The sequence below is a fragment of the Clostridium sp. genome (genome assembly GCF_032552055.1).
In the GTDB taxonomy this organism is placed as follows: Bacteria; Bacillota; Clostridia; order Clostridiales; family Clostridiaceae; genus Clostridium.
Map to the genome: position 1 here is coordinate 1 of NZ_JAWGSV010000086.1, position 11,924 is coordinate 11,924.

Genomic DNA, 11,924 nt, shown 5'->3' on the forward strand with positions numbered 1-11,924 from the left:
GATATAAGGTTGTTATAGTAATGCCTGATAGTATGAGTAAAGAAAGAAGAGATTTAATAAAAGCATATGGAGCAGAACTTATATTAACTGATGGAGCAGAAGGTATGAATGGAGCTATAGAAAAGGCTAAGGAGCTTTCAAAGAAGGAAAATTATTTTATGCCACAGCAGTTTGAAAATATAGCAAATAGTGAAAAGCATTATTATACAACAGCAGAAGAAATATATTCTGATTTAAATGATTTAGATTTATTTATTGCAGGGGTAGGAACTGGTGGAACTGTAACTGGAGTAGGAAATAAATTAAAAGAGAAAATAAGCAATATAAAAATAGTTGCAGTTGAACCTAAGAAATCACCTGTTTTAAGTGGGGGAAATGCTGGAGCGCATAAAATTCAGGGGTTAGGATCAGGCTTTATACCTGAAATTTACAACCCTAAAGTGATAGATGAAGTGGTAAAAGTTTCTGATGAAGATGCTCTTAAAACTACTAAGCTCGTAGCTGAAAAAGAAGGAATATTACTTGGAATCTCATCAGGAGCTGCAATATACGTAGCATTAGAAAAAGCTAAAATTCTTGGAAGAGGTAAAAAAGTTTTAGCTATTGCCCCAGATGGTGGGGAAAAGTATATATCCATGGGAATATACGACTAATTGCCCTAAGCAATTAAATTTAAGGAGGATTGGCTGTGTTTGAAAGCTTAAGATATGATATAAATAATATATTAGAAAATGACCCAGCAGCTAGAAGTAAAATAGAAGTATTCTTATTATATCCTTGCATTCATGCTTTAATAGCATATAGAATTGCACATTTTTTATATAAGCATAAAAGGTTTTTCTTAGCTAGATTCGTTTCTCAAATAGCAAGATTTACTACAGGAATAGAAATTCACCCAGGGGCAAAAATAGGTAAGGGATTATTTATTGATCATGGTATGGGTGTTGTAATTGGTGAAACTAGTGAAATTGGAGATAATGTAACTATTTATCATGGAGTTACTCTTGGAGGGACTGGTAAAGAAAAAGGCAAAAGGCATCCTACAGTTGAGGATAATGTTATTATTGGAGCTGGTGCTAAGGTTCTTGGACCTATTATCCTTAAGAAAGGAAGTAGAGTTGGTGCTAATACTGTAGTTTTAAAAGATGTTCCTGGAGGAGCTACTGTAGTGGGATGTGCTGGTAGAAATATAATTAAAAATGTTAATGATATTATCGAAGTTATCGATGAAGATGGAAGGAGAAAAACAATATATAATAATATGATGATATAGAAGGTGCTAGCGCACAATTAAGAATTAAGAATGAAAAATGAAGAATTGAGGAAAAAACTCCTTATGGAGTTTTAATAAAATGAGTGATTTTAGGAATTCTATAAGAGTTACATCAATAGGTATTAATTTTTAATAGTAATTGATAATGAGGTGGATACTTAAAAATATGTTTTTATGTAATTTCTTAAAAATTACTTTTTATATTAAAATTCAAATTTTAATATTATATTTTTAATTTTTATCTTTGCGCTATAGTTTCTTTGAAGTGGAGAGTTTGTAATAACTTTCTGCTGTATTCTATAAGTGATATTATATATTGTTAATGATATGAGAGAAAAAATTATAAGTTATTGTAATACTTTAGGTTTAGATACTTTAGGATTTATAAAATGTAGAGAGTTTACAGAACTTAGAAGCTTTTTTTATGATAGAAAAGAAAAGGGACTTGAAAATGAATTTGAAGAAGGGGACATAGAAAAAAGAATAAACCCCTTTATTTATATGGAAGAGGGGAAGACTATTATTTCAATAGCTTTCCCTTATCTGCATAATGTAGATTATTATGATAATGGATTTTCAGTTTATACTAGAGGGACAGATTATCATAAAGTTGTTAAGTCTTATTTATCTAAGATCTGTGAATATATAGAAAGTTTAGGTGGAAAAGCTTCTTCTTTTGTAGATAGTAACTTTCTACCTGAAAGATATATTGCCTATTTAGCAGGAGTAGGTTTTATAGGGAAAAATAATTTAATAATAACTGAAAAATATGGTTCTTATGTATTTCTTGGAGAGATAATTACTGACTTAGAAATAGATTGTAATGAGAGCAATTATGAAGAAATAAAAGATTTTAAGGAATGTGGAAGTTGTGAGCTTTGCTATAAAAGCTGTCCAAGTAAGGCAATAAATCCATATAGAAAGAATAGCAATATTTGTTTATCATACTTTACTCAAAAGAAAGATTTATCAGATAATCATATTAAGTTATTAAAGGGAAGAGTTTTTGGCTGTGATAGTTGTCAAGAACCTTGTCCTTATAATAAAGATAAGGAATTTTCAAAAATAGAAGAGTTTATTCCTTTTGATTTTATGAATAGTGATAATACTTTAGACCTTGCTAATATAAATAATAAAGGCTTTAAAGAAAGTTATTTAAGAACTTCTTGTGGGTGGAGAGGTAAAAATGTTTTAAAAAGGAATGCATTAATAAAAGTTAATAGTACTAATGGAGATATAAGCAAAATTAAAACAGATTCTCCTTATTTAAATGATTATGTTAATAGACTTTTAAATAGTAATAAAATATAATAATTTATAAGTTGTAATAAAGTTCTTACATTTTATTAAATTAAATTTCCTGTTAAAAATATTTAAGATATAAGGGGATTTTAACAATTTTTAAAAATTAAATAACGAAGATTTCAATCGATGTAGTTTACTTTAAAGCATTTTTTACTTTAAATTATATAAGAATTAAAGATGTAAATTATTAATTGAAACATATATTGTTGCAAACTAGGAAGTGAGGGAGAGAAATGCTATCACCAATAGTAGTAAAAATAGTAAATGCCCTGCCAGAGTCGATGGTAGTAAAAGTAACAAAAATACTAGTAAAGAAATATTTTAAGAAGTATGCAAATATTAAAATAGAGGGAATTGAAAAGTTATATAATGTAGATGGACCTTTAATATTTATCTGCAATCATTTAAGTAATGCTGATGGCTTAATTTTAGACAAGATACTAAGAGAAAGATTTGATCCAACCTTTGTAGCAGGGGTTAAATTATCTGATGATCCTGTAACTAAATTTGGAACTATGATGGTTAAGAATATTGGAATAAAGCCAAATTCTGCAGATAAGGAAGCTATAACTAGAATAGTAAAACTAGTTAGAGGTGGAGAAAACTTAGTTATTTTTCCAGAAGGTACAAGAAGTAGAACTGGTGCTATGATTGAAGGGAAAAAAGGTATTTTATTAATAGCAAGACTTACAAAAGCTAAAATAGTACCAATAGGAATGTATGGTACAGAAATTCTTTTACCTATTAACAAGGATGGGGATATGGGTGGAGAAAAATTTAACTATGCTGATGTACATATAAAGTTTGGAGAGCCTGTTTCATTACCGGCAAAAGAAAAGGATGAAGACAAACATGATTTTGATGACAGATCAATGAACTTTATAATGAAGTCAATTGCTAATTTATTACCTGAAAAATATAAAGGCGTTTATAAGTAACTAATATTATTAGAGTATAAGTTATTTACTATAAATTAATTTTAAGGTGATATTGAATAATATAGAGTGAAAATTAAGCTGTTTAAAACAGCTTTTGGTAGGTGGTTTTATGAAAAAGAGAACTAAAGAGATTTTAGAAATATTAAAGGTTGATTATCCAGATGCAAAATGTGAGCTTAATCATGAATCGGCTTTTCAGCTTTTAGTGGCTACTATTTTATCAGCTCAAACTACTGATAAGAAGGTTAATGAAGTGACAGAAACTTTATTTAAGGAATATCCTGATTTAGATGCCTTTTTAACTTTATCCTTAGAAGAGTTAGAAAGCAGAATAAAGCAAATAGGACTTTATAGAAGTAAGGCTAAAAACTTAATAATGATGTGCAATCAATTAAAGCAAAACTTCAATGGAGAGGTTCCAAGTACTATGGAGGAATTAACTTCACTGGCAGGTGCAGGTAGAAAAACAGCAAATGTAGTTTTATCAAATGCTTTTGATGTACCTTCTATAGCAGTTGATACTCATGTGTTTAGAGTTTCAAATAGATTAGGTCTTGCTGATTCTGATAATGTATTAGAAGTGGAAAAGCAATTACAAAAGGAGCTTCCAAAGAGAGAGTGGAGCTTAACTCATCATTTATTAATTTTCCATGGTAGAAGATGTTGTATTGCTAGAAATCCAAAGTGTGAAATTTGTAGCTTAACTAAGTACTGCAAATATTATAAGGAAAATTTAAAGCTTAAAAAGACTACTAAAAAGAAGTAATAATTTAATCTTGTAGGTGTAAGGATGCTGAAGGAAGAAATTCGGGTGAGCTGAATTTCAATAAAAGTTAGTGTGACATCTATAATATTTTAAATGGTGAATTACTAGCATAGTATATTTATATCTGCCTTTATATTCGCATCTTACTTATAATTATTAGACATACAATAAAATATAGAAATTACATATTCTTTTAATAGGTTTTCTGAAGTGATATAATTATATAATGAGTTAATTATTTAATAAGATATTATGTAATTAAGATAATTACGCAATAAGTAAGTTGAATCTAAGAATAATAATTAAGTATAAAGTGATTCTTATCTTCAGGTGGATTTTTCTTAACAGGAATACCCTACTCCATCTGAAGGTTAGAAGAACTAATCCAGGCGCGTAGCAGTGCTTAGCTCCCACTTATAGAAGGGGGAGTGTTAGCAATGGTAGCGATCGGATAAAAAAATAAGTAAGTAATTTAATAGTAATTGGAGGAGCATTATGAAAGTTGGAGTATTAATGGGGGGAATATCCTCAGAAAGAGAAGTATCATTAAGTAGTGGTAATTCAATAATGCAGCATATTAATAAAGAAAAGTATGAGGTTACACCTATAATTATAGATAGTAAAGAGGATATAATTGAAAAGGTAAAAGGAATAGATTTTGCCCTTTTAGCTCTTCATGGTAAGTTTGGGGAAGATGGTTCAGTTCAAGCTGTTTTAGAAACACTAGGAATACCTTATTCAGGATGTGATACTTTAAGTAGTGCATTATGTATGGATAAAGACTTATCTAAAAGTATTTTAAAGGCTAAAGGAATAAGAACTGCAAAGTGGTTAAATGTTTCTTCAGTAGATGAAATAGATTATGAAGCTATAGAAGATATGGGTTATCCAGTATTTATAAAGCCTACTAATGGTGGATCAAGCGTTGCTACATTTAAGGTTACAAAAAAAGAAGATGTAGAACATGCTGTAGTTGAAGGACTAAAGTGGGATAGGGAAGTAATGATTGAAGAATTCATTAAAGGTGACGAAATTACTTGTCCTGTATTTAATCATGAGTTATTTCCAATCTTAGCTATAAAGGCTAAAACTGATTTTTATGATTATGAACAAAAATACTCAGCTAATGGTGCAGAGCATTATCCAATTGAATTAGAAGAAGGACTTTATAATGAAGTTAAAAAAATGGCTTTAGATACTTATAAAGCTTTAAAATGTTCAGTTTATACTAGAATAGATATGATTATAACTGAAGATAATGTTCCATATATACTAGAAGCTAATACTCTTCCAGGAATGACAGCTACTAGTTTATTCCCTCAAAGTGCAGGAGAAAAAGGAATAGATTATTCAAGCTTCATTGATATGATAATTGAATATTCATTAAAGAAATAGTTTTAAAATGCAAAGCATTTTAAATGAAAAAATTAAGGTAATGAAAAAATGAAAGAATGAAGGAAGGGGTTTTGCTATGCAAAACCTCTTTTATTTATAGATTTTCTTACAAAAATCTGTAAAGATTCTTATAAACATTTTTTCATTCTTTCATTAATAAAATGCTTTGCATTTTATGACAACTAGAGTAATTTCCTGAGATTTGAAACGTATAATAATAAAGTAAAATAAGTGTTTATATATTTAATATATAAGGGGGAATAGTTATGAACTTTATTCTTTTAGTTTTACTTTGTTCAGTTTTAGGTTTACTTTTTTCAGCTTACCAAGGAAGAAGCATTATGAAAGAAGACGAAGGGGATGAAAAGGTACGAAGCATTGCTATTAAGATAAGAAAAGGAGCAAATGCATATCTAAAGAGGCAGTACAAAGGAGTAACAATATTTTTTGTAATAATGTTTTTTATATTTCTTATTATGAGCTTTTTTGGATATGTTTCAATATTTGTTCCTTTTTCTTTTGTAATAGGAGGATTATTATCAGGTCTTAGTGGTTTTATAGGTATGAAGGTTGCAACTCAAGCTAATTCTAGAACTACAACAGCTGCTAAGAAAAGTTTAAATGGAGCTTTGAAAATTTCCTTTAAAAGTGGATCTGTTATAGGAATTGTCGTTGTTTCTCTTGGGCTTTTATATATAGGTCTTGGATTTTTATTTTTAGATTGGTATTATAGAGATTTATCAGAAGCAGAAAGAATATTACAAGTTACAACTAATATTTTAACTTTTGGAATAGGGGCTTCTTCAATGGCCTTATTTGCTAGAGTTGGTGGCGGAATCTTTACAAAGGCTGCAGATGTTGGAGCTGATTTAGTAGGAAAAGTAGAAGTAGGTATTCCAGAAGATGATCCAAGAAATCCAGCTGTAATTGCAGATAATGTTGGAGATAATGTTGGTGATGTTGCGGGGATGGGAGCAGATCTTTATGAGTCCTATGTAGGTTCATTAATTTCATCTTCTGCATTAGCTGTTGCTGCAGGACTATCAACAAAAGGAGCTGTTGTTCCACTTCTTGTTGCAGCTTTAGGTGTAGTTGCATCTATATTTTCTACATTTTTTGTAAAAGCAAAAGAAGATTCAAGTCAGAAGAATTTACTTAAAGCCTTAAGAAGAGGTGTTTATATATCCTCGGTAATTGTTGCAGTAGGATCTTATTTTATAGTAAGAGAAGTATTGGGTGCTGAAAATATAGGAGTCTACTTTAGTATATTATCAGGTCTTTTTGCAGGGATTTTAATAGGATTCTTTACTGAATACTACACATCAGATACTTATAAACCAACAAGGAATCTAGCTTCAATGAGTGAAACTGGACCAGCGACTATAATAATAGGTGGATTATCTTTAGGGATGGCATCTACAGCAATACCTGTAGTAATAGTAGCTGTATCAGTACTAATAAGTTTTAATTTATCAGGTGGAGCTCAAGATTTTAATTTAGGTCTTTATGGAATAGCAATTTCAGCAGTTGGTATGTTATCCACCTTAGGAATTACACTTGCAACAGATGCTTATGGACCTATAGCAGATAATGCAGGAGGGATTGCTGAAATGTCTGATCAAAATCCAGAAGTAAGAAGAAGAACAGATGCTTTAGATTCATTAGGAAATACTACAGCAGCTACAGGAAAAGGGTTTGCAATAGGTTCAGCTGCATTAACTGCCTTAGCTTTTATAGCAGCATATAAGGATTCTATTGAAAATATAGTTAAAAGCGGAACTTCTAATTTTGAGTTTAACTTATCTATATTAAATCCTCAGGTTTTAATAGGATTATTTATAGGTGGAATGGTAACCTTCTTATTTTCATCAAAGACAATGGATGCTGTTGGACGAGCTGCTTCCAAAATAGTTGTTGAAGTAAGAAGACAATTTAAAGAAATTCCTGGACTTATGGAAGGAAAGGGAGAACCAGATTATGAGTCTTGTATTGATATATGTACAAAATCTGCTCAAAGAGAACTTATTACGATAGCAATAATTTCAGTAGCGACACCAGTAATAGTTGGGATTATTTTAGGACCTAATGGGGTAGCAGGACTTTTAGCAGGGGCAACAGTAACAGGTTTTGCAATGGCTATAATGATGTCAAATTCAGGTGGAGCTTGGGACAATGCTAAGAAATATATAGAATCTGGAGTGCTAGGTGGAAAGGGTTCAGAGTGCCATAAAGCAGCAGTTGTTGGAGACACAGTAGGGGATCCGTTTAAAGATACAACTGGACCTTCAATAAATATTCTAATAAAACTAATGTCAATGGTATCAATAGTATTTGGAGCATTAATACTTGCTTTTGGAGTACTATAGAAAATTTATATTATAAATGACTTTTAATAATCTATTTTATTAATTTATTAGTGGATACTTTAGGTGGAGAAAATTAAAGGTAGTTTACTAGAGAGTTTTAAATAGATAAATTAAGTGGACACATATATGTTTAAGGTACTTTGTAGTTAAAATACTAGCAAGTGGAACTGTGACTTATATATGTCTACTTTTTTCTTTGCCTCTGTTTTAATTAAGTATTTATTTCTAATCAGCATATTAATAGACTTTATTTCAATTTGAAAGGTTGGATGAGGAGGATTAATATCTTGGTAATTATATGAAATGGAATAAATGGGTGAATACTTTTAGTTTAAAAAAAGAAACTATTAGATTGGAATTAAAATCCATAAAATGTATAATAAAAATATAGAAATAATGAACAACTGTATTATAATGCGAAATAAAGATACACTTGATATAATACAGATAAATAAGAATTTGAAAGGATTAGTTATGTCAAAAAGAGATAAAATGTATACTGGAGAATTATATCTCCCAGGAGATGTAGAAATTATGAAAGAACAGCAGATATGCCTTGATAAACTTTATGATTATAATATGACAAGGCCCACAGAGAGTGAAAAAAGACAAGACCTACTGAAAGAGATGTTTGCGGAAATTGGAGATGACTGTTACATTGAGCCTCCATTCCATGCAAACTGGGGTGGAAAGCATATTCATTTTGGTAAATGTATTTATGCAAATTTCAATTTTACAGCGGTTGATGATACTAATATATATGTTGGCGATTATACGATGTTTGGCCCGAATGTAACTCTTGCTACAGCCGGACATCCCATCTTGCCGGAACTTCGCCAACAAGCATATCAGTATAATATGCCTGTGCATATAGGAAAGAATTGTTGGCTTGGTGCTGGTGTCATCGTTCTTCCTGGAGTAACTATTGGAGATAATACTGTGATTGGTGCTGGAAGTGTCGTTACAAAAGATATTCCTTCCAATGTTGTAGCACTTGGTAATCCATGTCGGGTACTGCGTGAAATCAACAAACATGATAAAGAATACTATTTCAAAGATAGAAAGATTAACCTATAAAGTATAGTTTAGTGAATAGATTTGATGGGTAAATTTAAACTATTACGAAGAGAAAATTAAATATAAGTTAATGAGAATACCGTACTATTCAAAAGTGAATATGCGGTATTTACAAAATAAGTTATAATTAACTAGTAGTTGTATTAGATTATTATGCTATATAAGAATTTTATCTAATATATATAAAGGGGGAAATAAAGTGAAAAAAGTATGGGGAATTATAACATATATTTTATTAATTTCAGTAATTATAGGAACAATTAAAGCAATATTTGTCGGAGACATAAGACTTATAGGTAAAGGCTTAGTGTATATTCCATTTGCTACTTCATTGGTTTTAATGAATAGATTGACAAATAAAAATAAAGCAGTAGAAATAATCTTTTGGATATCTATCGGAATAATTATTTTTCTTAATTATTTTTTAGGAATTTAATTTTTATAAGGATCAATATTAATATATTACAAAATAGAAGTGGACAATTAATTGTCCACTTTTTATAGTATAATATCAAAATTATTTTAAAACAAAGCCGTTTATTTAAATAATAATATCATATCATTCCATTTTGCTCCACCATGAGATGAATCTGAAACTCCAACATGATTAAAACCAAATTTTTTATAATAATGGACTAAATGATCCTTGCAAGTTAGAACCATTCCTTTTTTAGCACGTTCCTTAGAAGTTTTTATAAAATGATTTAATAATTCTGAGGCAACACCAGAGTTACGATATTCTGGTAATACATCTAATCCAAATACAGTTTGATAATCTCCTGAAGGGTTATGCAAATTAGTATTATGATATAATTCATCAGGCAATTCAGGTTTATCAGTGGTACATCCATTTATAAAACCAATTACTTTTTCATTTTTAACTGCTACGAAAAAGTTTTCTTTGAAAGCAGAATATCTATTACGAAAATCTTCTTCTTTAGCTGCTTCAGCTTCAGGAAAACACTTGCTTTCTATAATAATAATTTCTTCTAAATCTTCTTTAGTGGCTTCTCTAATTTTCATACAAATCTCCTATATTAATTATTTATAATATAATGTTAATTTTCTATAAATTCACTATATGTAATGTTATTTTTAATATTATCAATAACTACTTTTCTAATACTCATAATATCACTTGGAAGATTATCTAAGTTGAACCATTTTAATTCAGAAGCTTTATTTGGCTCCATTATCTTTGGGATTCCTTCAAATTTTTCAACTAAAAAATACATATCGTAATAAGTTCTTCCACCAGATGAGCTAACACGATGAGTTAAGTGAAGGAATGTTAAATCATCTATATTTATGTTTATTCCAAGCTCCTCTTTAGCTTCTCTTACAACAGCCATTTTAGCTGTTTCTCCCTCATCAACATGTCCACTTCCTGACATATCCCATTTACCATCTTCATAACCTGTATCTTTTCTACGATGTAATAGTATTTGAGTTTTACCTTCTTTTCTATTTATTATTACCGGCATTACCGCTGAATATGATTTGAAATGTTCTCCCATGATAGACCTCCTGAAATTAAAAATGAAGAATTATTGATTTAATTCTTTTAGAATTACTAAGACTGTTATAATTAAAAACTCTATTAGGAGTTTTTTGTTAATTTTTAATTGTGCAACAGCACCATAATTACAGTATGTATTATAAACTATATTTGGTAAAATATAAAGTTATGGGAAAAATAGGTTGACAGCTATAGATTACACTTGTAAACTTAAATTAAAGATTACGTTTGTAATTTTAAGGAGGGGTATAATGAAAAAGCTACCCAAAATATCTGATTCAGAATGGGAAATAATGAAGATAGTATGGTCAAAAGATGAGGTAACTTCGAATGAAATTATCGAAAGCCTTAATGGTAAACAGCAGTGGAAAAGTACTACTATTAAAAGTCTTATTAATAGGCTTTTAAATAAAGAAGCTATTGGCTTTAGAAAGAATGGTAAGGAATATGTTTATTATTCACTAATTTCTGAAGAAGAATGTATAAAAGAGGAAAGCCAATCATTTTTGAAAAGAGTTTTTAATGGATCATTAAATGATATGATATTAAACTTAGTCAAAAGTGAAGAATTAACTAATGAAGACATAAATGAGTTAAGGGATATTTTAAATGAAAAGTTAGATGTGGAGGATAAATAATGAGTTATATTATTGAATCCTCTATAGTAGCAAGTTTTTTAGTAGGAATAATTTTGCTAATAAGATTACTACTAAAAAATCATATGAAAAAGTCTATAATATATTACCTTTGGTTTATTTTATTAATTAAATTAATAATTCCTTTTGGACCAGAAAGTAAACTAAGTGTTTTTAATTTAGTTAATGTTAGTTCTATAGAAGAAAGTAATAATTCAATCATAGGTAGTAATACACAAGAAAATAATCAAGATATAATTCAAACAATACCTAATGACGAAATTAATAATGACATTTCTACAGATTTTAATTCACCAGTAAATAATATAGTTAATGATGATAATGAACAAAGCAATAATTTTACTTATAAAGAAATAATATTTTATCTTTGGATAAGTGTAGCTTCTATACTTATTTTAAGAGGGTTAATAGCTTATTTAAAGCTTCACTTAAGTATTAAAAAGGAATATATAGAGTATAAGAACTATGATATAGATATGGATATTTCTAATGAAAAGAAGTCTTTATCTATAAATAGAAGTATCGAAGTCAGAGTAACTAATGAAATTAATAGTCCTAGTCTTTGTGGGATAATTAAACCTAAAATATTAATTCCATTAAAGGTTGTAAGTTCTGTAAATGAAAAAGAA

General features: G+C 29.2%; 13 protein-coding genes and 1 pseudogene. 12 read left to right on the forward strand and 2 right to left on the reverse strand.

Annotated features, from left to right (window positions below):
* The 10 genes and pseudogenes from E6248_RS07735 to E6248_RS07780 all read left to right on the forward strand — a co-directional run.
* Positions 1-653: pyridoxal-phosphate dependent enzyme (locus E6248_RS07735; RefSeq protein WP_316340245.1), on the forward strand; the 653-nt coding region annotated here is incomplete at its 5' end.
* A 35-nt stretch (positions 654-688) separates the two neighbouring features.
* Complete coding sequence (gene epsC / locus E6248_RS07740) at positions 689-1,273, forward strand: serine O-acetyltransferase EpsC (protein ID WP_316340246.1); 585 nt, start codon at positions 689-691, stop codon at positions 1,271-1,273.
* 327 nt (positions 1,274-1,600) lie between these two features.
* A complete protein-coding gene (queG, locus tag E6248_RS07745; protein WP_316340257.1) occupies positions 1,601-2,584 on the forward strand; it encodes a tRNA epoxyqueuosine(34) reductase QueG in 984 nt (327 codons plus the stop codon).
* Between the two features lie 227 nt (positions 2,585-2,811).
* Positions 2,812-3,516: a lysophospholipid acyltransferase family protein gene (locus tag E6248_RS07750; protein ID WP_316340247.1), complete on the forward strand. Its 705-nt coding sequence runs from the start codon at positions 2,812-2,814 to the stop codon at positions 3,514-3,516.
* Positions 3,517-3,625: 109 nt separating this feature from the next.
* On the forward strand, positions 3,626-4,282 hold the full coding sequence (gene nth, locus E6248_RS07755; protein WP_316340248.1) for an endonuclease III: 657 nt from the start codon (positions 3,626-3,628) through the stop codon (positions 4,280-4,282).
* A 495-nt stretch (positions 4,283-4,777) separates the two neighbouring features.
* Positions 4,778-5,677 carry a D-alanine--D-alanine ligase gene (locus tag E6248_RS07760; RefSeq protein ID WP_316340249.1) on the forward strand — a complete coding sequence of 300 codons (900 nt, stop codon included), beginning with the start codon at positions 4,778-4,780 and terminating at the stop codon, positions 5,675-5,677.
* Between the two features lie 266 nt (positions 5,678-5,943).
* Positions 5,944-8,043 (forward strand): sodium-translocating pyrophosphatase, encoded by a 2,100-nt coding sequence (locus tag E6248_RS07765; protein WP_316340250.1) that lies wholly within the window; start codon positions 5,944-5,946, stop codon positions 8,041-8,043.
* Positions 8,044-8,276: 233 nt separating this feature from the next.
* A pseudogene (locus E6248_RS07770) lies at positions 8,277-8,401 on the forward strand (IS1595 family transposase); the annotation flags it as partial.
* A gap of 116 nt (positions 8,402-8,517) precedes the next feature.
* Positions 8,518-9,120: a sugar O-acetyltransferase gene (locus E6248_RS07775; RefSeq protein ID WP_316340251.1), complete on the forward strand. Its 603-nt coding sequence runs from the start codon at positions 8,518-8,520 to the stop codon at positions 9,118-9,120.
* A gap of 199 nt (positions 9,121-9,319) precedes the next feature.
* Positions 9,320-9,556, forward strand: coding sequence for a hypothetical protein (locus E6248_RS07780; RefSeq protein WP_316340252.1), 237 nt, complete (start codon positions 9,320-9,322; stop codon positions 9,554-9,556).
* Between the two features lie 101 nt (positions 9,557-9,657).
* Here E6248_RS07780 and E6248_RS07785 read toward each other — a convergent pair whose 3' ends face one another.
* Both E6248_RS07785 and E6248_RS07790 read right to left on the reverse strand, forming a co-directional pair.
* Positions 9,658-10,143, reverse strand: a complete 486-nt coding sequence (locus E6248_RS07785; RefSeq protein WP_316340253.1) for a GNAT family N-acetyltransferase — start codon at positions 10,141-10,143, stop codon at positions 9,658-9,660.
* A gap of 35 nt (positions 10,144-10,178) precedes the next feature.
* Positions 10,179-10,637 carry an NUDIX domain-containing protein gene (locus E6248_RS07790; RefSeq protein WP_316340254.1) on the reverse strand — a complete coding sequence of 153 codons (459 nt, stop codon included), beginning with the start codon at positions 10,635-10,637 and terminating at the stop codon, positions 10,179-10,181.
* A gap of 253 nt (positions 10,638-10,890) precedes the next feature.
* Between E6248_RS07790 and E6248_RS07795 the strand changes: the two genes are divergently transcribed.
* Complete coding sequence (locus tag E6248_RS07795) at positions 10,891-11,277, forward strand: BlaI/MecI/CopY family transcriptional regulator (protein ID WP_316340255.1); 387 nt, start codon at positions 10,891-10,893, stop codon at positions 11,275-11,277.
* On the forward strand, positions 11,277-11,924 hold a 648-nt coding region (locus E6248_RS07800), incomplete at its 3' end, for a M56 family metallopeptidase (protein ID WP_316340256.1). The genes E6248_RS07795 and E6248_RS07800, both read left to right, overlap by 1 nt.

Coding starts and splice junctions, on each gene's coding strand:
- E6248_RS07790 (WP_316340254.1), bottom strand. CDS start 10,637: ATGGGAGAACATTTCAAATCATATTCAGCGGTAATGCCGGTAATAATA.
- E6248_RS07775 (WP_316340251.1), top strand. CDS start 8,518: ATGTCAAAAAGAGATAAAATGTATACTGGAGAATTATATCTCCCAGGA.
- nth (WP_316340248.1), top strand. CDS start 3,626: ATGAAAAAGAGAACTAAAGAGATTTTAGAAATATTAAAGGTTGATTAT.
- E6248_RS07750 (WP_316340247.1), top strand. CDS start 2,812: ATGCTATCACCAATAGTAGTAAAAATAGTAAATGCCCTGCCAGAGTCG.
- queG (WP_316340257.1), top strand. CDS start 1,601: ATGAGAGAAAAAATTATAAGTTATTGTAATACTTTAGGTTTAGATACT.
- E6248_RS07765 (WP_316340250.1), top strand. CDS start 5,944: ATGAACTTTATTCTTTTAGTTTTACTTTGTTCAGTTTTAGGTTTACTT.
- E6248_RS07795 (WP_316340255.1), top strand. CDS start 10,891: ATGAAAAAGCTACCCAAAATATCTGATTCAGAATGGGAAATAATGAAG.
- E6248_RS07785 (WP_316340253.1), bottom strand. CDS start 10,143: ATGAAAATTAGAGAAGCCACTAAAGAAGATTTAGAAGAAATTATTATT.
- E6248_RS07760 (WP_316340249.1), top strand. CDS start 4,778: ATGAAAGTTGGAGTATTAATGGGGGGAATATCCTCAGAAAGAGAAGTA.